We start from the raw sequence: 20,160 nt of genomic DNA on the forward strand, positions 1-20,160 counted from the left end.
ATGCGAGGTATCAGTCAGTTTTAGCGCTATACCACAAATAACTCTCTGAATTAAAGGGTTATATACCTTGTTATATAACCTAAATAATTCAAGTTACAGGAAGGCGGCAACGAAATGAACCCAAGGAGTTGAGATAACTCAATGACTCGGGTGAGTGATGGCAGCCAACGCACATGCAGCTTGAAGTATGACGGGTATAGCGCTATTTTTTAGTCGAAGGGATAATAGAACTGCTTATTTAACCATAAATCGATGGCATGACGACTGGCTTCAAAATGAGGTTCGGGTAATTCCCGCGGATTGCACCATAGCCATTGCTGACACTTGTCTGGTTCTTTCAGCTCTGGCTGCCCACCGGCGTGTTGCGCCAACAAGCAAACGGAAACGGTATGTTTACCTTCTGCGCGCCAGGTGGCGATGTTATTGCATAACGCGATAACACTTATATCTTTGATATTTAAGCCTGTTTCTTCGGCTATTTCACGTTTTGCGGCTTGTTCAAAAGACTCTCCAGCCTCCATGTGACCACCGGGAATCGACCAATAAGGGGCGTGCTGACCGCAACGTTTACCCAGTAACACCTCACCTTGTTGATTAACGATAATGACACCCACACCGACTGCAACGGACATTGTACGGACTCCTGTTAAATGAAGGTCAGCAACCATCAGCTATTATGGTTTTTTTACTGCTGACGGAGTTATATTCACCACGAAAATGTGCGGGCTGTCAAAAATCCATCAAGAATAGAAGCAGAAAACTTGCATATATTCTCAGTCGGAAACACACTACTTGAAACGTTTCAGCGTTATCTCGTCACCAAATGATAAAGGGTAACGCTCCTTTTTCTCATTAAAGCTGAAACGATTCAATTTCAGCAAGAGAGGAGATTTATGTTCCAGTTATCTACGCAAGATATCCATCTGGCTGCACAGGCAGACAGCAAAAACGATGCTATTACTCAGGTTGCTGCAGCACTTACTCAGGCTGGCTGTGTTGCCGCCGCTTATGTCGATGGCATGCTGGCCCGCGAGCAGCAAACCTCTACTTACCTGGGTAATGGCATTGCCATTCCACATGGTACCACTGATACTCGCGACCTGGTGCTAAACACCGGTGTGCAAGTTTTCCAATTCCCGCAGGGTATTGCATGGGGCGAAGATCAAACCGCCTATATTGTAATCGGTATCGCCGCGCGTTCAGATGAACATCTGGCATTGTTACGCCAACTGACCCATGTATTAAGTGATGATGCCGTTGCTGCACGTCTGGCGAAAACTACCTCGGCTGAAGAGTTACGCAGTTTGCTGATGGGTGAGCAAAAAACCGCTGAATTCCATTTTGACACGTCACTGATCGCAATCGATGTGGCGGCTGACAATCTGATCACGCTGCAAGCACTGAATGCCGGTCGCTTGCAACAAATTGGCGCAGTAGATGCTCATTTTGTCAGCGATGTCATTACCCGTGAGCCACTCAATTTGGGACAGGGTATCTGGCTGAGCGACAGTACTGAAGGTAATTTGGTCAGTGCTGCCACAGTAAGCCGCCCGGTAGCTGCATTTGAGCACCATGGCGAAAAAGTGGCGCTGTTGCTGACGCTCTCCGTGGCCGATGACCAACCGCTGTCGGTATTGAACTATTTAAGTGATTTACTGTTGGCGAAAAAAGCTGACGCTTTGCTGAACGCTGATGCTGCCGCCTTGCTAGCGTTGCTCACCAGTGAGTATGTCGAGCAGAATGAAGTATTAAGCGCTGAGTTTGCTATCCGTAATGAACACGGGTTACATGCGCGCCCAGGGACGATTTTAGTCAATACAATCAAACAGTTTACCAGTGAAATCACCGTGACCAATCTGGACGGCACCGGTAAACCCGCTAATGGACGTAGTCTGATGAAAGTTGTGGCTTTAGGGGTTAAAAAAGGCAATCGCCTGCGCTTTACCGCCAGTGGTGAAGATGCACAAGCAGCATTGGATGCTATTGGTGAAGCTATCGCCGCCGGTTTGGGCGAGGGGGCAGCATGAGCAGAAGAGTTGCAACCATCACGCTGAACCCAGCTTATGATCTGGTGGGTTTTTGCCCTGAAATTGAACGCGGTGAAGTTAATTTGGTGAAAACTGCCGGCCTGCATGCCGCTGGTAAAGGGATTAATGTTGCCAAGGTGCTGAAAGACCTAGGGATTGATGTCACGGTCGGTGGCTTCCTGGGTAAAGATAACCAAGACGGTTTTCAACTGTTATTCAGCGAGCTGGGTATTGCTAACCGCTTTCAGGTGGTACCGGGCCGTACTCGCATTAACGTCAAACTGACAGAAAAAGATGGCGAAGTGACCGATTTCAACTTCTCCGGTTTTGAAGTCAATAAACCGGATTGGGATCGTTTTGTCACTGACTCGCTGAGCTGGTTGGGGCAATTCGATATGGTCGCGGTCAGTGGTAGCTTGCCCGAGGGCGTAAACCCTGATGACTTTACCGATTGGATGAAACGCCTGCGTAGCCAATGCCCGTGCATTATTTTCGACAGCAGTCGTGAAGCATTGGTCGCAGGCCTGAAAGCCTCACCTTGGTTGGTGAAACCCAATCGTCGTGAACTGGAGATCTGGGCGGGTCGTCCATTACCTGAATTGGGTGATGTGGTAGAAGCTGCACACGCTCTGCGTGATCAAGGGATTGCTCATGTGGTGATTTCTCTCGGGGCTGAAGGGGCATTATGGGTCAATGCGTCGGGTGCCTGGTTGGCAAAACCACCCGCCTGTGAAGTGGTCAGTACCGTCGGTGCTGGTGACTCCATGGTCGGTGGCCTGATTTATGGTTTGTTAATGCGCGAGTCCAGCGAGCACACGCTGCGTCTGGCAACAGCAGTTGCAGCTTTGGCGGTGAGTCAGAGCAATGTTGGTATTACGGATCGCCCGCAGTTGGCAGCCATGATGGCAAGAGTCGACCTGAAACCCTTTAATTAATCCCTGGAGGCGAAATGAAAACGCTACTAATAATAGACAGTTCGCTCGGGCAGGCCAGAGGCCACCTTGCGACACTGATGTTGGGTGCTGCGGCGGCAAAAGCAGGACTGAGCTGGGTTGAGAATGCCACTGATGCAGAGCTGGTGATTGTCGCCGGGCAATCAGCCCCGGCTGACAGTGCGCTGAACGGTAAAAAACTCTATATCGGTGATGTGGAAAAAGCGGTGCGCGATCCTGATGGTTTCCTGGCGCAAGCCATTGCGCAGGCTAAACCTTACCAGGCTGCGGTTGCTGTCGCACCCGCGACCACCACGGTGGTTGGCCCGAAACGTATTGTGGCTATTACCGCCTGCCCGACAGGCGTAGCACACACCTTTATGGCTGCTGAAGCCATTGAAAGTGAAGCGAAAAAACGTGGCTGGTGGGTGAAGGTAGAAACCCGAGGCTCCGTTGGTGCCGGTAATGCAATTACACCAGAAGAAGTGGCTGCGGCTGATCTGGTGATTGTTGCTGCGGATATTGAAGTGGATTTGGATAAGTTTGCTGGCAAACCGATGTACCGTACCACGACAGGTTTGGCGCTGAAGAAAACCGTACAAGAACTGGATAAAGCACTGGTTGAAGCTGAAGTCTATCAGCCTAAAACCGGCAGCAGCACCGGTACCAAAAAAACAGAAACCGGTGGTCCTTATCGTCACCTACTGACCGGTGTGTCTTACATGTTGCCAATGGTGGTTGCTGGCGGCTTGTGTATTGCCCTGTCATTTGTGTTCGGTATTAAAGCCTTTGAAGTGAAAGGCACATTGGCTGCCGCCTTGATGCAAATTGGTGGCGGTTCTGCTTTTGCGCTGATGGTACCTGTTCTGGCCGGTTTCATTGCATTCTCAATTGCTGATCGTCCGGGTCTGACCCCAGGCTTGATTGGCGGGATGTTGGCAGTGAGTACCGGGGCTGGTTTCCTCGGCGGTATTATCGCAGGTTTCCTGGCCGGTTATGTGGCGAAAGCAATCAGCACTAAGCTGCGTTTGCCGCAAAGTATGGAAGCACTTAAACCGATATTGATTATTCCACTGGTAGCGAGTCTGATAGTGGGTTTGATTATGATTTATGTGGTCGGTACGCCGGTGGCAAAAATCATGGCAGGTCTGACTAACTGGCTGCAATCCATGGGTACCGCCAATGCCGTGTTGTTGGGGGCTATCCTCGGCGCCATGATGTGTACCGATATGGGGGGGCCGGTGAACAAAGCCGCCTACGCGTTTGGTGTGGCACTCCTGAGTTCTTCTGTTTACGCGCCGATGGCCGCTATCATGGCCGCAGGGATGGTTCCTCCGCTGGCGATGGGACTGGCAACACTGTTGGCACGTCACAAGTTTGACAAAGGTGAGCAGGAAGGGGGCAAGGCTGCATTGGTTCTGGGGCTGTGCTTTATCTCTGAAGGGGCAATTCCGTTTGCTGCCCGTGACCCGATGCGTGTCTTGCCGTGCTGTATCGCCGGTGGTGCGCTGACAGGTGCATTGTCTATGGCATTCGGTGCGCAACTGATGGCCCCACACGGTGGTTTGTTCGTGTTACTGATCCCTGGGGCAATTCATCCGGTGCTGCTGTATCTGGTGGCAATCATTGCCGGTACCGTATTGGCCGGTGGTCTGTATGCGATGTTGAAACGCGCTGATGTCGTGGTCGCAAAAGCGGCATAAGCCTGGCATCATAAGCTTCACCCATAAAAAACCGGCCTTATGTGCCGGTTTTTTTTATGTTTACTCACTGTGATTCGGCTAAATACCATTCAGCTAAACGTTAGCTTGTGAGTTCAGCTTGTGACTTCAGCCAGGCTATCTCTTCAGCCCAAATATCAGGATTGACCGTTTCTAAAATCAGCGGGATATTATCAAAACGGGGATCACGCATAATATAGCTGAACACGGTTTTACCAATATTGCCCTCACCGAGACTGTGGTGTCGATCGACCCGGCTGTTAAATTCACTTTTCGCATCATTAAGATGCATACCGCGCAGATACTGAAACCCGACGATATCGCTAAGTTGCTTGAAGGTATGTTCGCAATCTTCTTCCGTGCGCAGATCATAACCGGCAGCAAAAGCATGGCAAGTATCAATGCAGACACCGACGCGGCTCTTATCTTCCACCCCATCAATGATGGCGGCCAGATGCTCAAACTTAAACCCCAGATTACTGCCCTGACCGGCGGTGTTTTCAATCACTGCTGTCACCCCTTCACTGACATCGAGCGCCATATTGATAGATTCGGCAATACGTGCCAGACACTTATCTTCATCAATTTGCAGTAAATGGCTGCCTGGGTGGAAATTCAGTAATGACAGCCCCAGTTGTTGACAGCGGGCTATCTCGTCGATAAAGGCTTCGCGGGATTTTTCTAGCGCTTCAGTGACGGGATGGCCCAGATTAATTAGATAGCTGTCATGTGGCAGAATTTGAGCGGAGCTATAACCGTATAGCTCACAAGCTTGCTTGAACTTCTCTATCACATCTTCTGCCAGCGGTGCGGCACGCCACTGACGTTGATTCTTGGTAAACAGGGCAAAGGCGGTGGCCTCAAGTTCGTGCGCCCGAATAACAGCCTGGTCTACACCACCTGCTGCGCTGACATGTGCACCGACAAATTTCATTCCATTCTCCTTTGATAACCGGGCCATTATGGCACTGATAACGCCATGATTGAATGGGCGAAGCTGCAAGGAAAAGAAAAGGGCCGCGAGCGGCCCTGAAGTGACATGTTTTATGCCGCGATATGTTGCACCAGCAAATTGATGCCGGTCCCACCGACTATCAGCCAGACAAACAGCAGCAGTGCCAATAATAACGGTTTTACCCCAGCCTGACGGATAGAGCCCACATGAGTGGTCAGTCCGAGTGCGGCCATCGCCATCGCCAGCAAAATGGTGTCCAGTGTAATCAGGTGATTCACCCATGCCGCAGGTAATAGATTCAGTGAGTTAAACCCGGCCATCAGAATAAATATCACTGCAAACCAAGGAATAGTGATGGCACTTTTTTCCCGTTTTTCACTGCCGGCTTTGATGTTGCAACGCGCCAAATAGGCTGAGAGTAACAATAGGAATGGAGCCAGCATCATTACCCGGATCATTTTAGTAATCACGGCGGCGTTTTCAGCTTGATCACCGATGGCATGCCCGGCGGCAACCACCTGTGCGACCTCATGAATCGTTGAACCGGCAAAAATACCAAAGGTTTCCTGACTAAACGGCAACCATTGGTAATGCAGGTTTAGCTGATACAACCATGGGTAGACAAAAATGGCGAGCGTGCCGAAAATCACCACAGTGGCGACAGCAACCGCCACTTTGCTGGCATCAGCTTTTAGCACCGGCTCGGTGGCCATAATAGCTGCGGCGCCACAAATACTGCTACCGGCACCAATTAACATTACGGTTTGCTGGTCCAGAGCAAATACCCGTTTACCCAGCCAACATGCCAGCACAAAGGTTGAACTGAGGGTCAAAAGGTCAATAACCATACCGGTAGCCCCCACATCCGCCACTTGTTGAAAGGTCAGCCGGAAGCCGTATAAAATGATACCCAGACGCAATAAATGCTGTTTGGCGAAGACGACGCCATCAGAGCAGACGGGTTGTACCCACGGATACAAGGTATTGCCGACCACGATGCCAAACAAAATGGCCAGCGTCAGTGCCCCCAACCCCATATTGATAAACCACGGCATATCACCCACGTTGAGCGCCAACCCGGTAATCACGCCGGTTAACACCAAGCCCGCAATATAGCGGCTTAGGGGGAACTGATGTGTTCGAGGGAGTTCTTTAGTATGAGAAGTCGCCATGTTTGTGTCCTGTGTTCTGTAAAGATTGCACACAGTTTAACGACTTCAATCTTAATAGATAAATTCATTATATATTTATAATTAATCTATATAAGTGGTAAGGGCGGTGATGGCAGCGCCCAACACCTGATTTTGCCTATCTCTGTGAGGGAGCGTGAATGACCATGAAGTTTGGTATGATATACATAACGGAAATGTACACGGGCGGGGGTATCCCCATAACCGTCAAGGCAGCAGTTTTGATATGAAGAAAGCAAAACATGAAAAGTCGCTGTGGGTGATATTGGTGATTGCCTCACTTATTTATTTGTTGATCCCTCCTTATTTGATCGCTTATTTTTTCAAGTTATATAACTTGAATCCTTTTCATATTGTCCCGCTACCCCATTTTAATCCCTTTAAGAGTGAACGTGGGATTCCTTTATCTCAAACGTTTAGCTATTTATTATTTATCTGGTTGATTTTTAACGCGGTTATCAGCGCTATAGTGGCTATTATTTACCGCATATTCTTTTATTCAGATGATAATGAATAGTATTCTTACTGCTTAATTTCATCCGCTGATAACCTCCCGATTTTACTCAAAGGTGTTAGTCTTATACGGTAATAGAGGCTATATACCCGCCATCGTTCATGTTACAGGTGTGTTGGCTGTGCTCGCTCACTCGAATCACTTACTGGTGTAAGCTCATCGAGGGTTCTGTTGCTTGCCGTCGGCCTGTATTTTGAAATCTATTGGGTACACTTTTGTCCGTCAGTTATTGTATTAACAACTAATTAGGTAGCTCGTTTCATCCAGTCACTGACGAACAGAGTGATGATAGCGTCCTCCATTTTTTACTACAGAGACCGTTATGCACATAACCTTACGTCAACTTGAAGTCTTTACTGAGGTGCTAAAAAGCGGCTCTACGACCCAAGCCTCGGTTGTGCTCGCGCTTTCACAATCGGCAGTCAGCGCTGCGTTGGCGGATTTGGAAGGGCAATTGAGGGTGCAACTGTTTGATAGGGTCGGTAAGCGTTTAGTCACCAATGAGCATGGGCGGTTGCTTTATCCCAAAGCATTGGCATTGCTGGATCAGGCAATTGAAATAGAACAGCTTTTTTTGCAGGACTTAGGCGCGTTGCGGATTGCTGCCAGCAGCACTATTGGTAACTATATGTTACCGGGCATGATTGCCAAATACCGGCGTGACTTTCCCGACACACCGCTGGAATTGAATATCGGTAACAGTCAGGATGTGATTGAAGCAGTGGCAGATTTTCGCGGTGATCTGGGGCTGATTGAAGGGCCGTGCCATATGCCGGAACTGATGACTAAAGCCTGGCAACAGGATGAGTTGGTGGTGTTTGCGGCCCCGGATAATCCGCTATGCCACAAGATGCTGGCACTGGAAGAACTGGCCGATGCGGCTTGGATCCTACGAGAGCGCGGTTCTGGCACCCGCGAAGTGCTCGATCACTTACTGTTGGCGAAATTACCACATTTCAAATTGGTTATGGAGCTGGGGAATTCAGAGGCGATTAAGCGGGCGGTGCGTTATGGCATGGGAATCAGTTGTTTGTCGCGCCGGGTGATTGCCGATCAACTGGCCAACGGCGAACTGATCGTACTCAACATCCCTTTGCCACCACTGATACGAACCTTATATCTGATTCATCATCGGCAAAAACATATCTCTAACGCCTTGCAGCGCTTTCTCAGCTACTGTCAGGAAGAGGTCTGAACCGCAGAATTAGCCGAGAGTGAGTTACTCCTGTAGGGATAAGGTTTTTAAGCGTTTTACACCAATGATATTGGCTATTGCGGCAAGAATACCCGATAGAGAGAGGCTTTTACTGGCAAATGAGCTTTTGCTAATAATTGCACCGGGATCATGAAGGTATCTTATATCAGCGCATTGTTACTATCCGAGTCGGTGGGATTTGTTACAATCCCGCCTTATTTTTTAAGGGTGGATTAGGGTAAGAATGACTCAGCAAAATACTAAAATCCCAGTGCAGCAGGGTGCGCAGCGTTTACGTCGGGAGCTTAAATCACGGCACTTAGCCATGATTGCTATCGGTGGTTCTATTGGTACCGGTTTGTTTGTTGCCTCAGGGGCAACGGTATCGCAAGCAGGCCCGGGTGGAGCATTGCTCTCCTATGCATTGATTGGCCTGATGGTTTATTTCCTGATGACCAGTCTCGGTGAGCTGGCGGCATTTATGCCGGTATCAGGCTCATTTTCAACTTATGGCTCCAAATACGTCGAGGAAGGCTTTGGTTTCGCCCTTGGCTGGAACTATTGGTACAACTGGGCCGTCACTATCGCTGTTGACTTGGTCGCGGCACAATTGGTGATGAATTACTGGTTCCCAGACGCACCAGGCTGGATTTGGAGTGCGCTGTTCCTCGCCCTGATGTTTTTACTGAACTACATCTCAGTAAAAGGCTTTGGTGAAGCGGAATACTGGTTCTCACTGATTAAAGTCACCACAGTCATTATCTTCATCATTATTGGTGTAATGATGATTAGCGGCATTATGAAAGGCGGTGAGAGCGCGGGTTGGCACAACTGGACCATTGGTGATGCACCCTTTGCAGGGGGCTTCTCGGCGATGATTGGTGTGGCAATGATTGTTGGTTTCTCTTTCCAAGGCACTGAACTGATTGGTATTGCGGCCGGTGAATCAAAAGATCCAGGTAAAAATATTCCACGCGCAGTGCGCAAGGTGTTCTGGCGTATTTTACTGTTCTATATCTTTGCTATTTTGATTATCAGCCTGATTATTCCGTATACCGATCCAAGTCTGTTACGTAATGATGTCAAAGATATCAGTGTTAGCCCATTCACGCTGGTATTCCAGAATGCAGGTTTGCTGTCAGCGGCCGCGGTGATGAATGCGGTTATCCTGACGGCAGTGTTGTCAGCGGGTAACTCGGGGATGTATGCCTCAACCCGTATGTTGTTTACCCTGGCCTCAGAAGGTAAAGCGCCACGTATCTTTGCCAAGCTGTCTGAGGGCGGGGTGCCACGTAATGCTCTGTATGCCACCACGGTAGTGGCCGGATTGTGCTTCCTAAGTTCAATGTTTGGCAACCAAACTGTGTATCTGTGGTTACTTAATACCTCAGGTATGACTGGCTTTATTGCTTGGTTGGGTATTGCTATCAGCCATTATCGTTTCCGCCGTGGCTATATGATGCAAGGCCGTGACTTGAACGACTTACCGTATCAGTCTGGTTTCTTCCCGATAGGGCCGATTTTCGCCTTCGTACTGTGTTTGGTTATTACTTTGGGGCAGAACTATCAGGCTTTCTTGCAAGACCGCATTGATTGGTATGGTGTGACTGCAACCTATATTGGTATTCCATTGTTCCTGGTGATTTGGTTTGGCTACAAATTGAGCCGTGGCACTAAGGTTATCAAATACCAAGAGATGGAATTCCCGAAATGGCGTGATGACAGTGAAGATAATCCTGAGCCGACAAAGCCGGTGATGACCGCTGACTAGTTTTTAGCGCTAATCAAAATTAAGCCATAGTGATGGCAGGGCGATAATCTTATCGCCCTTTTTTTGGGCTGTAAGCTGGTGATTATTTAAGCAAAGTTAAGCAAATAATTTCGCTAACTTCTCTTTATTGCCCTTTTGAATGCGGGGATAAATCAGGCTTATTGATTAAATAATATTATAAAATAAGGATTTACATCGTATTGTACCTAATTGTTTATCGCAATCTTATTGATAAGTATTATCGTTTGTTTTATTGTTAGCGCCATCTTATAAGGAACGATAAGGGGAAGCGGTGCAACAGTCGTCACGGAGCATGGCCAAAGGGGGGGTTAGCGATGCTGGTTCACCCGATTCACTTACTCGTCTAAGCGCATCGGGACGCAGTTCACCCGTGACTCTAATTACTTTGGGTATATTTTGGCAGTAACAGATTTCATAAAATAATAATTAGGCAGAAAGGGCCGGAAGCGATATTTCTGCTGTGGTGAGCTATTGCCGACATTAATAAAAAATAAATTTTCACCTGTCCGCCAGGCGGCATTGCTGCAAGTAAAAAACGCCTGCTGAAAAGGTTGTTGATAAATTTACACCTCATGGAGATCGTGTAATGGTTAAGGTTAACAAGGGTTTTAGAAAATCTCACAGTGCGGCATTAGTGATAGCTGCAATTATCTCATCTCAGGCATCCGCCGCTGAAACAAAAAATACCACGGCAACTGACACCATGGTTGTCACGGCATCCGGTTTCCAACAACGCATTCAAGATTCTGCGGCATCTATTTCTGTGGTTACCCGCGAGCAGATTGAAAATAAAGCCTATCGTGATATTACCGATGCGCTGAAAGATGTTCCCGGCGTTGTTGTCACCGGTGGTGGTAGCCACAGTGATATCAGTATTCGTGGCATGTCCGCTAAATACACCCTGATTCTGGTGGATGGTAAACGTGTTGATACCCGTAGCACCCGCCCTAACAGCGACGGTTCAGGGATTGAGCAAGGCTGGCTGCCACCACTTGCCGCCATTGAGCGTATTGAAGTTGTACGTGGCCCGATGTCCTCTTTATATGGTTCGGATGCCATGGGAGGGGTAATCAACGTTATTACCCGGAAGGTGGGTAAAGAGTGGCAAGGCACGGTGCGCGCAGATGCCACCTTGCAGGAGGATTCAGACTCCGGCGATATATATCAGACCAATGCTTACGCTTCTGGTCCATTAATTGATGGCTTGCTGGGATTGAAAGTTAGCGGGCTTCTCTCGCATCGTAGCGAAGATAAGATAATCGATGGCTACAATGAACAGCGCATGAGAAACGGTGCGGCAACATTTACCCTGACTCCCGATGATAAAAACGAATTTGATTTTGATATCGGCCATTATGTGCAGGACCGAAACTCAACCGCCGGGCGTTCAGTGGCATTAACCGGTAAAAGCAGTGACGTGCAATATGACCGTAATAATTATGCGATTACCCACCACGGTTATTATGATTTCGGTAATTCAACCAGCTATGTTCAACGAGATGAAACCCGTAATCCATCACGTGACATGAAGAGTGTTGATAATATCTTTAATAGCCAAACCTCATTCCTGTTCGATAGCCATACTTTAATTCTTGGCGGTCAATATCGTTATGAAGAGCTGAATGACAAGGGTAATCAACTAGCCTCCGCCAAAGATTTGACTAAATTGACCCGTTGGAGTTGGGCGTTATTTGCAGAAGATGAATGGCAGATGACCAATGATTTCGCGCTGACCGGTGGTGTCCGTATGGATCAGGACGAAAACTACGGTACTCACTGGACACCACGTCTGTACGGTGTCTGGCATCTGGCTGAACAATGGACATTAAAGGGCGGGGTATCTGGTGGCTATCGTTCACCTGATTTACGTCAGGCCACGGAAAACTGGGGACAAATCACCGGCGGTGGTCGGGGTGATCCTGCTATCATTGTCGGTAATGCCAACCTGAAACCAGAAAGAAGCCTCAGCCAGGAAATTGGTGTGCTGTGGGATGATCAGGAAGGTATGAATGCCGGTGTGACACTGTTTAATACTGATTTTAAAGATAAAATCACCGAGGTACGCCGTTGTACTGATACCACGGGCAATGCGTCCGGCCAATGTATGATCAATGGTACCAGCTATAAATTTATTAGTGATCGCACCAACGTGGATAAAGCCATGACCCGTGGTGTGGAAGCGACTTTCGGTTGGGAAATCAATAAAGCCTGGTCACTGACATCGAACTACACCTTTACTCAATCTGAGCAGAAAAGTGGGCAATTCTCGGGTCAACCGTTGAACCAGATGCCTAAGCACATGTTGAACGGTACGCTGAACTGGCAGGCAAATGAAGAATTAGCCACCTGGGTTCGGGCTAACTACCGGGGTAGAACATCAGAGTATCTTGATCGTACCAGTATGGGCAATAAAACGCCGTCTTACACTTTTGTCGATTTAGGGGCTAACTATCAACTGACCAAAGAGTTCCGTTTGATGGGAGGCGTGTATAACGTACTGGATAAACGTGTAGATATCGAAGTTAACGATAAAGTGCTGGATGGGCGCCGTTATATGGTTGGTGCCAGCTACGATTTCTAATCTCCCTTTGTCCTTGAAGCCACAGGGGGGTTAGCGGCGTTCACTCACCCGAATCACTTACTTGAGTAAGCTCATCGGGATTTGTTCGCTTGCTGCCTACCTGTGACTCCAATGACTTTGGGTACTCCCTTTGTCCTTGAAGTCACTGGGGGGTTAGCGGCGTTCACTCACCCGAATCACTTACTTGAGTAAGCTCATCGGGATTTGTTCGCTTGCTGCCTACCAGTGACTCCAATGACTTTGGGTACTCCCTTTGTCCTTGAAGTCACTGGGGGGTTAGCGGCGTTCACTCACCCGAATCACTTACTTGAGTAAGCTCATCGGGATTTGTTCGCTTGCTGCCTACCTGTGACTCCAATGACTTTGGGTACTCCCTTTATTCTTGAAGCCACCGGGGTGTTAGCGGCGTTAGCTCACCCCTGTTTAATCAACTCAGGCCAATATCAATCACTTTTTTGAATGCAGCACGTTGTGACACGCTGTGATACCACCGCTGTAAACTTGGCAGTGATGGACGTTCGATCGACAGGTTAAACCAGGCATAGGCCAGGCACCCTAACGGGATATCCCCAATACCGAATTTATCGCCAGACAGATACGCTTGTTTCTCAAGTGCGTGATCGGCAATTGCCATCAGGGTATTGAGTTGTGTCATACCCTGAGCAATTTTCACTTTATCCTGCTGTTCTGGTGGGGTGCGTACCAACCCGATAAACACCGCTTTAAAGGGTTCCACCATGCTGGAAGTGGCCCAATCCATCCACTTTTCTGCCCCTGCGCGTAACTGTGCATCAGGTAAATAAAGTGCACTATCGCCGTATTGTGCGGCCAGATAGCGGACAATCGTATTGGACTCCCACAGGATGAAGTCTCCATCTTGCAGGCAAGGGATCAGGCCATTTGGATTCATTGAGCGATACAGGGGATCATTGAGCTTGCCATATTGGCCACCGACATCAATGCGCTGATAGCTGATACCCAGTTCTTCTAAACACCAAAGTACTTTTTTGACATTGGTCGAGTTATTCCGACCCCAAACAGTCAGCATATAATTCTCTCTATTTATTTGATTTTTATCTACCAACGCCCCTGAAACAGCGTTATTTAACGCCGTTGCCAATGGTGGATATCCCAGTCATGCAGTATTGCCAAATCCACTAATTCATTACCGGGATTAATCACTGCCGCATGATCAACATATTCCAGTAGCGGCTTGTCATTAATCGAGTCGCTGTAACCGTAGGTATGCTGAAAATCTAACTGAGGCGACGCCATGAGCCACTGTTTTAACCGTTCGACTTTGCCTTCACGGTAAGTCAGGGTGCCATAGGTCTTGCCGGTGTAGCGGTTATCCTCCACCGCAACACCGATAGATAATGCTGCATTGGCAGAGAAATGCTGCGCAATAGGGGTAACCAAATGTTCGCCGGTAGCTGAAATAATCACGATGTAATCACCGCGATTACGGTGCCAGGCCAGTAGCTTCCTGGCTTGCGGATAAATTCGTGGCAGAATATCTCGCTCGATAAAACGCTCAACCCAGCCAGCAACTTCAGCCGTATGTTTGCCGATTAAGGGCGACAATGTTGATTCCATATAACAGGACATCGACATCTGCCCTTGATAGTACTGTTTCATCAAATACTGTTCTTGTTCTGCCAGCTCACTAGGAGCCAGCCCTTTATCAACCAGCCAGCGTAACCAAAGGCCGGAGCTATCATCACTGATCAGCGTTTCATCGAGATCAAACAGGGCCAAATCCATTAAGTCACCTCCCGGCTGACAGAAAGATTGAAGTGAAACTTAACAGTGCATGTGCTGGGCATCTGAAATTCCCCGACGGAAAAAAGGGTATCAACCGTTAAGCTAATACTTTCTAGCAAAACATGGAAGCTTACTTAGCACGGCAGGGTTGCTAGCTCACCCCGATACAGTTATGGATGGCAGATTATCTGAATATTAAGACAACGTTATGACTCTGGTTTTCGATGTTGCCGGGCAGGTGATACGGCATTGTTATCAGTAATGAAAGAAATAACATAGAACGGATTGATATTGGTGAGTTACTCAGTTTCGGTGTTAATTGTTTATATCGTTTAGATATAGATTGTTAAGTATCTAGTCGAGAACGCTCTTAAAACTGCTTTTTATCCTTAAATGACAGGTTATTAACGCGGTTTGTCACTAAACGCCCGATGGCTAAAGAAAGAGTGTTGTCGTCTGTCTGCTTTCACCCCACAGCCCAGGAGCTGATTATGCTGATTATTCGTTTATATGGTTGTCCAGTTTTCATTGGTTCTGAGCAAAAAAAGCAACCGACTGAAAATCCTGGAGTGAAACATGAGTCATCAAACACTAAGCAACCCATTATTTGTTAACCCAACCGCGGTTAACCCATTATCTGCCAACACATTACCACTATTGGATCTTTCCCTGCTTAATGGCAGTGAAACTGAACGTCAGGCATTCTTAGTCGATTTACGCCATGCCGCACGAGATATCGGATTCTTTTATCTCACCGGACATGGCATTGACCCCGCGTTATTACAACAAATCCAAACCTTATCCCGTGAATTTTTTGCCTTGCCTGATGAGGACAAACTGGCGGTGGCCATGGTGCGCTCGCCACATTTTCGTGGCTATAACCGTGCGGCCTCTGAGTTAACGCGAGGCCTACCGGATTGGCGCGAGCAGTTCGATATTGGCGCGGAAAGAGCCCCATTACCGCAAACGCCAGATACGCCAAGTTGGGCGCGGCTGCAAGGGCCAAACCAGTGGCCAGCGGCATTGCCGGAATTAAAACCAACAATACTGCAATGGCAGCGGGAAATGACCGGAATGGCACTGCGCTTGCTGCGGGCTTTCGCTCTGGCATTGGAACTGGATGAACATGCATTTGATGAGTTGTATGGCGATAAACCCAATGAACATATCAAGTTGATTCGCTATCCAGGGCGTGAAACCACACAAAGCGGTCAGGGGGTCGGTGCGCATAAAGACTCCGGTTTCCTCAGTTTCTTATTGCAAGACCAGCAACGCGGCTTGCAGGTGGAGGTGGAGGAAGGGCGCTGGATTGATGCCGCACCACGACCCGGCACCTTCGTGGTCAATATTGGAGAGCTGCTGGAGCTGGCCAGTAATGGTTATCTGCGCGCCACGGTGCACCGGGTGGAAACACCTCCTGCCGGTACAGACCGGTTATCTATCGCCTTCTTCCTGGGGGCGCGTCTGGATGCGGTGGTTCCGCTGTATCAACTGCCAGCGCCGCTGGTGGCGCAAGCGCGTGGGCCAGCCAGTGATCCTCATAACCCGCTGTTTCGTGATGTTGGGCTTAATTATCTCAAGGGCCGTTTGCGCTCTCACCCCGATGTTGCCGAGCGTTACTACCCTGCGCAATTGAAGCTGTAGGGGTTGGATAAGTTCATCGCGGATCGTCTGCTGGCAATCTACCTGGCGCACTGATTTTTGGGTCGCTTGAATTAAAAACTTTATTTTTGGGATGATGATAATGACTAAAACACGTATTTCCGGCCTGATTAGTGCCACCTTACTAACTGCATGGGTGTCTTCTTTTAGTTTGTCAGCACAGGCAGCCGAAGCGCTGCGGGTAGCCGCCGATCCGGTTCCTCATGCAGAAATTCTGCAATTTGTGCAAAAACTCGATCCCTCTCTGAACCTGAAGGTCATCGAGATCCCCAATGGTGTGAACTCGAATGAGTTGCTGGCACACGGTGATGTCGATGCCAACTACTTCCAGCATGTGCCTTATCTGCACTCCCAGGAGCAGGCGCTGGGGCAAAAATTTGCCGTGGCCGCAACGGTGCATATTGAGCCACTTGGCGTCTATTCCCACAAACATAAAACCTTTGCTGATGTCCCGCAAAATGGCACGGTAGCGGTGCCGAATAACGTGACTAATCTCAGCCGTGCGCTCTATTTACTGAAAGATCAGGGACTGATTACCTTGAAGCCGGGCTTTACCGATCCGGCTAAAAATCAGGCGACGCCGAAGGATATCGCGGACAATCCAAAACACCTGAAAATTTTAGAGATTGAATCACCGCAAATCCCTCGTTCATTGGATGATGTTGATTTAGCAGTGATTAATGGAAATTATGCGTTGGAGGCAGGGCTTAATCCGGCGAAAGATGCATTAGGACTGGAGAAAGCTGCCGGTAACCCTTATGCCAATATTCTGGTCACCACCCCCGCGCTGGCCAGTGATCCACGAATCAAACAATTGGCGAAAGATTTACAGTCACCCGAAGTGGCGAAGTTTATCACTGAGAAATACGCCGGTTCAGTTATCCCTGTGGCAGGCCTTAAATCATGATTAGCATCGAACGCCTGAGTAAAACCTATCCACAAGGAGGGCTGCCAATGGTGGCCCTGGAGGAGGTCTCGCTTGAGATCCCGACAGGCTCGGTGTTCGGTATTATTGGCCGTAGCGGGGCAGGTAAAAGTACCTTAATCCGTTGTCTAAACCTATTGGAACGGCCCACTTCGGGCCGTATTCAAGTGGATGGCCGGGAATTAACCACACTTTCTGACCGTGAATTGCGGCTGCAACGGCAAAATATCGGCATGATTTTTCAGAATTTCCATTTACTTCATTCACGTAATGTATGGGACAACATTGCTGTTGGTCTGGAAATTATTGGGATGCCCAAAGCGCAACGCCAGCAGCGCGTTGCGGAGTTATTGGATTTGGTTGGCTTGAATGACAAGGCTTATGCTTTCCCCTCGCAGTTATCGGGCGGACAAAAACAGCGCGTGGGAATTGCCCGAGCGCTGGCCGCCAAACCGTCATATTTGTTATCTGATGAAGCGACTAGCGCGCTGGACCCTGAAACCACCGCATCGATCCTGGCATTGCTCAGTGATATCAATCGCCAACTTGGATTGACCATCGTGTTGATCACTCACGAATTGGAGGTGGTGAAATCCATCTGTGATAGCGCAGCACTGTTGGAGCGGGGGCGGGTGGTGGAAACCGGCGCTATTGCTGACTTATTGGCATCAACACATTCCCGTTTAGGGCGTTCATTGCTTCCCGCTCGGGGGCCGGCGTCGTTGTCTGGTGCGCCAGTGGCGGAGCTAACCTTTTTCGATACCTTATCGGCTTCCCCCGTGCTCAGTGAGTTGGCGCAGCAACATGCCGTGGGGGTAACCCTACTTGGCGGTGGGGTGGAATCGATAGGTGGCCAGCGGGTTGGGCGTTTGCAGGTTGATTTCAGCCACCCAGACGGCGGGTTGAGTTTAGCTGAGGTCTTACAATTTCTTAATGAGCGTGGCGTGAGAGCAGAACTGATATGAACAGCGGCATGAGTTGGCAAGATCTGCTGGCACTGGTCACCAATGCCACCGGCGAAACCATCTATATGGTGGTAATTGCCACCTTTTTCACTGTATTGATTGGCTTACCACTGGGGGTGTTGTTATTTATTTCGCGCCCCAATGGGGTTTTGCCTGCGCCGCGCTTGAATACATTGGTCGGTGCCATTGTTAATCTGGGGCGCTCAATGCCCTTTGTGGTGTTACTGATTGCGTTGATTCCGATTACCCGTTGGATTATCGGCACCACGTTAGGCAGTACCGCGGCCATCGTGCCAATTACTCTGGGGGCCATCCCATTTTTTGCCCGAGTGGTCGAAGCGGCCTTGGATGAAGTGGATAAAGGGCGGATTGAGGCAATTTTATCGATGGGCGGCTCGGCACGCCATGTGATTCAAAAAGTTCTATTGCCAGAGGCACTTCCCGCTTTATTGGCCGGTATTACCTTAACTGTCGTGATGCTGGTGGGATTCTCATCAATGGCGGGGGTTATTGGTGGCGGTGGATTAGGTGATTTGGCTATTCGTTATGGTTATCAACGTTTTAATAATGAAGTGATGGTAGCGACATTAATCATATTGGTCATTTTGGTTCAGGGCGTACAAAGCCTGGGCGATAGATGGGTCAGGTCGTTGGCTCACCGGCGCTAAAATTTATCACCACCTATATTTGATATAACAGCCGCGGTATTGATTGCTGTGGTTTCACTGCGTAATAATGGACGTTGCCGCTATCAACGCGGCAACGTCCTGTCAGCAGGAGATTAACCGTTTAGTGCTTGTGCCAAGTCCGCAATCAGATCCTCGGTATCCTCAATACCCACCGACAAACGTAGCAATTGTGGCGTAATACCGTGTTTCAGCCGGGTTTCTAAGGGGATGGAGGCATGAGTCATGCTATATGGCTGGCTGATTAAACTTTCCACCCCGCCCAAACTTTCGGCCAGGGTAAACAGATGTGAGCGTTTGATTACCGCGCGAGCGTATTCATCATCCCCTTTCAATCGCACAGAAATCATACCGCCGAAACCCGCCATTTGCCGTGATGCCAGCTCATGTTGTGGGTGGCTTTTCAGCCCTGGGTAATAGACATTTTCAACTTGTGGTTGCCCTTCGAGCCACTCGGCTATCTGCTGAGCACTGTGATTATGTCGCGCCATGCGCAAAGCCAAGGTGCGCAGTCCGCGTAACGTCAGAAAGCTGCTGAAAGGATCTAAAATTCCGCCCACCGCATTGTGCAGAAAGCCTAACTGTTCTGCCAGTTCAGGGTTATTGCCCACCGCCGCGACGCCAGCGACCACATCAGAATGGCCATTAAGGTATTTGGTGGCGGAATGCACCACAATATCAAAGCCCAGTTCCAGCGGGCGCTGGATGTAAGGGGAGGCGAAGGTATTATCGGCCACACTGATAAGTTGATGCTTTTTGGCAATCGCCGCAATGGCCGCCAGGTCAGCCAGTTTCAGCAATGGATTGGTCGGTGTCTCCACCCAGATCATTTTGGTTTCTGGCAATATTGCTTGTTCTAATGCCTCGGTATCCGCAGGGGAGACATAGGTCACTCGCAAACCGGCCGTTCGGCTGCGAACTTTTTCCAGCAGGCGATAGGTTCCACCATATAAATCATCCACGGCAATGATATGGCTACCCTGATCCAGCAGTTCAAGCACAGTTGAACAGGCTGCCAGACCAGAGGCGAAGGCGTAACCTCGAGTGCCCCCTTCCAGTTCCGCAATCGCCTTTTCCAGCGCGGCACGCGTTGGGTTGCCGCTGCGCGAATATTCATAACCAGTATGCTCACCGGGAGCGGGTTGTGCGAAGGTGGATGTCGCGTAAATTGCGGGCATCACCGCACCGGTGCTATCGGGGGTATAACCGGCATGAACGGTTAAGGTATCGAACTTTGCCATAATAAAAATC

At 49.0% G+C, this 20,160-nt stretch carries 17 protein-coding genes; 11 read left to right on the forward strand and 6 right to left on the reverse strand.

Going from position 1 to position 20,160, the window contains the following annotated elements; translation table 11 throughout:
* Nucleotides 1–209: 209 nt before the first annotated feature.
* Nucleotides 210–632 carry a nucleotide triphosphate diphosphatase NUDT15 gene (locus tag V2A84_RS04525; RefSeq protein ID WP_083158375.1) on the reverse strand — a complete coding sequence of 141 codons (423 nt, stop codon included), beginning with the start codon at nucleotides 630–632 and terminating at the stop codon, nucleotides 210–212.
* Nucleotides 633–893: 261 nt separating this feature from the next.
* Here V2A84_RS04525 and fruB point away from each other — a divergent pair, with 261 nt between their 5' ends.
* From fruB to fruA, 3 genes are read left to right on the forward strand one after another with little or no spacing between them, the layout of a single operon-like run.
* Entirely contained in the window at nucleotides 894–2,027 is a 1,134-nt protein-coding gene (gene fruB, locus V2A84_RS04530; RefSeq protein WP_083158376.1) for a fused PTS fructose transporter subunit IIA/HPr protein, read from the forward strand.
* Nucleotides 2,024–2,962: a 1-phosphofructokinase gene (gene fruK, locus V2A84_RS04535; RefSeq protein WP_083158377.1), complete on the forward strand. Its 939-nt coding sequence runs from the start codon at nucleotides 2,024–2,026 to the stop codon at nucleotides 2,960–2,962. Before fruB ends, fruK begins: the two co-directional genes overlap by 4 nt.
* Nucleotides 2,963–2,976: 14 nt before the next feature.
* Nucleotides 2,977–4,662 carry a PTS fructose transporter subunit IIBC gene (gene fruA, locus V2A84_RS04540; RefSeq protein ID WP_083158378.1) on the forward strand — a complete coding sequence of 562 codons (1,686 nt, stop codon included), beginning with the start codon at nucleotides 2,977–2,979 and terminating at the stop codon, nucleotides 4,660–4,662.
* A gap of 100 nt (nucleotides 4,663–4,762) precedes the next feature.
* Here fruA and nfo read toward each other — a convergent pair whose 3' ends face one another.
* Nucleotides 4,763–5,614 (reverse strand): deoxyribonuclease IV, encoded by an 852-nt coding sequence (nfo, locus tag V2A84_RS04545; protein WP_083158379.1) that lies wholly within the window; start codon nucleotides 5,612–5,614, stop codon nucleotides 4,763–4,765.
* A gap of 110 nt (nucleotides 5,615–5,724) precedes the next feature.
* Entirely contained in the window at nucleotides 5,725–6,807 is a 1,083-nt protein-coding gene (locus tag V2A84_RS04550) for a YeiH family protein (RefSeq protein ID WP_102970388.1), read from the reverse strand.
* A gap of 154 nt (nucleotides 6,808–6,961) precedes the next feature.
* On the opposite strand from V2A84_RS04550, the gene V2A84_RS04555 reads away from it, so the two are divergent.
* The 4 genes from V2A84_RS04555 to V2A84_RS04570 all read left to right on the forward strand — a co-directional run bounded on the left by V2A84_RS04555 (nucleotide 6,962) and on the right by V2A84_RS04570 (nucleotide 12,907).
* Entirely contained in the window at nucleotides 6,962–7,342 is a 381-nt protein-coding gene (locus V2A84_RS04555; protein ID WP_227746528.1) for a hypothetical protein, read from the forward strand.
* A gap of 319 nt (nucleotides 7,343–7,661) precedes the next feature.
* A complete protein-coding gene (yieE, locus tag V2A84_RS04560) occupies nucleotides 7,662–8,534 on the forward strand; it encodes a DNA-binding transcriptional regulator YeiE (RefSeq protein WP_083158381.1) in 873 nt (290 codons plus the stop codon).
* Nucleotides 8,535–8,778: 244 nt separating this feature from the next.
* Nucleotides 8,779–10,305 (forward strand): amino acid permease, encoded by a 1,527-nt coding sequence (locus tag V2A84_RS04565; protein WP_083158382.1) that lies wholly within the window; start codon nucleotides 8,779–8,781, stop codon nucleotides 10,303–10,305.
* A gap of 607 nt (nucleotides 10,306–10,912) precedes the next feature.
* Nucleotides 10,913–12,907, forward strand: coding sequence for a ligand-gated channel protein (locus tag V2A84_RS04570; protein WP_083158383.1), 1,995 nt, complete (start codon nucleotides 10,913–10,915; stop codon nucleotides 12,905–12,907).
* Between the two features lie 427 nt (nucleotides 12,908–13,334).
* Here the strand turns inward: V2A84_RS04570 and V2A84_RS04575 are convergent, their stop codons facing one another.
* Both V2A84_RS04575 and V2A84_RS04580 read right to left on the reverse strand, forming a co-directional pair.
* Nucleotides 13,335–13,955, reverse strand: coding sequence for a glutathione S-transferase (locus V2A84_RS04575; protein WP_083158384.1), 621 nt, complete (start codon nucleotides 13,953–13,955; stop codon nucleotides 13,335–13,337).
* Between the two features lie 56 nt (nucleotides 13,956–14,011).
* A complete protein-coding gene (locus tag V2A84_RS04580) occupies nucleotides 14,012–14,671 on the reverse strand; it encodes an HAD family hydrolase (protein ID WP_083158385.1) in 660 nt (219 codons plus the stop codon).
* 576 nt (nucleotides 14,672–15,247) lie between these two features.
* Between V2A84_RS04580 and V2A84_RS04585 the strand changes: the two genes are divergently transcribed.
* The 4 genes from V2A84_RS04585 to V2A84_RS04600 all read left to right on the forward strand — a co-directional run bounded on the left by V2A84_RS04585 (nucleotide 15,248) and on the right by V2A84_RS04600 (nucleotide 18,891).
* Complete coding sequence (locus V2A84_RS04585; protein WP_193784631.1) at nucleotides 15,248–16,315, forward strand: isopenicillin N synthase family dioxygenase; 1,068 nt, start codon at nucleotides 15,248–15,250, stop codon at nucleotides 16,313–16,315.
* A 100-nt stretch (nucleotides 16,316–16,415) separates the two neighbouring features.
* Entirely contained in the window at nucleotides 16,416–17,240 is an 825-nt protein-coding gene (locus V2A84_RS04590; protein WP_083158386.1) for a MetQ/NlpA family ABC transporter substrate-binding protein, read from the forward strand.
* Nucleotides 17,237–18,223, forward strand: a complete 987-nt coding sequence (locus tag V2A84_RS04595; RefSeq protein ID WP_442848631.1) for a methionine ABC transporter ATP-binding protein — start codon at nucleotides 17,237–17,239, stop codon at nucleotides 18,221–18,223. The genes V2A84_RS04590 and V2A84_RS04595 overlap by 4 nt, the downstream gene beginning before the upstream one ends.
* Complete coding sequence (locus V2A84_RS04600; protein WP_083158388.1) at nucleotides 18,220–18,891, forward strand: methionine ABC transporter permease; 672 nt, start codon at nucleotides 18,220–18,222, stop codon at nucleotides 18,889–18,891. Before V2A84_RS04595 ends, V2A84_RS04600 begins: the two co-directional genes overlap by 4 nt.
* Before the next feature lie 113 nt (nucleotides 18,892–19,004).
* Here V2A84_RS04600 and V2A84_RS04605 read toward each other — a convergent pair whose 3' ends face one another.
* On the reverse strand, nucleotides 19,005–20,150 hold the full coding sequence (locus V2A84_RS04605) for a trans-sulfuration enzyme family protein (RefSeq protein WP_083158389.1): 1,146 nt from the start codon (nucleotides 20,148–20,150) through the stop codon (nucleotides 19,005–19,007).
* Nucleotides 20,151–20,160: the final 10 nt, after the last annotated feature.

Origin of the sequence: Yersinia sp. 2553 StPb PI, from assembly GCF_052217105.1 — a bacterium.
GTDB lineage: Bacteria > Pseudomonadota > Gammaproteobacteria > Enterobacterales > Enterobacteriaceae > Yersinia > Yersinia enterocolitica_E.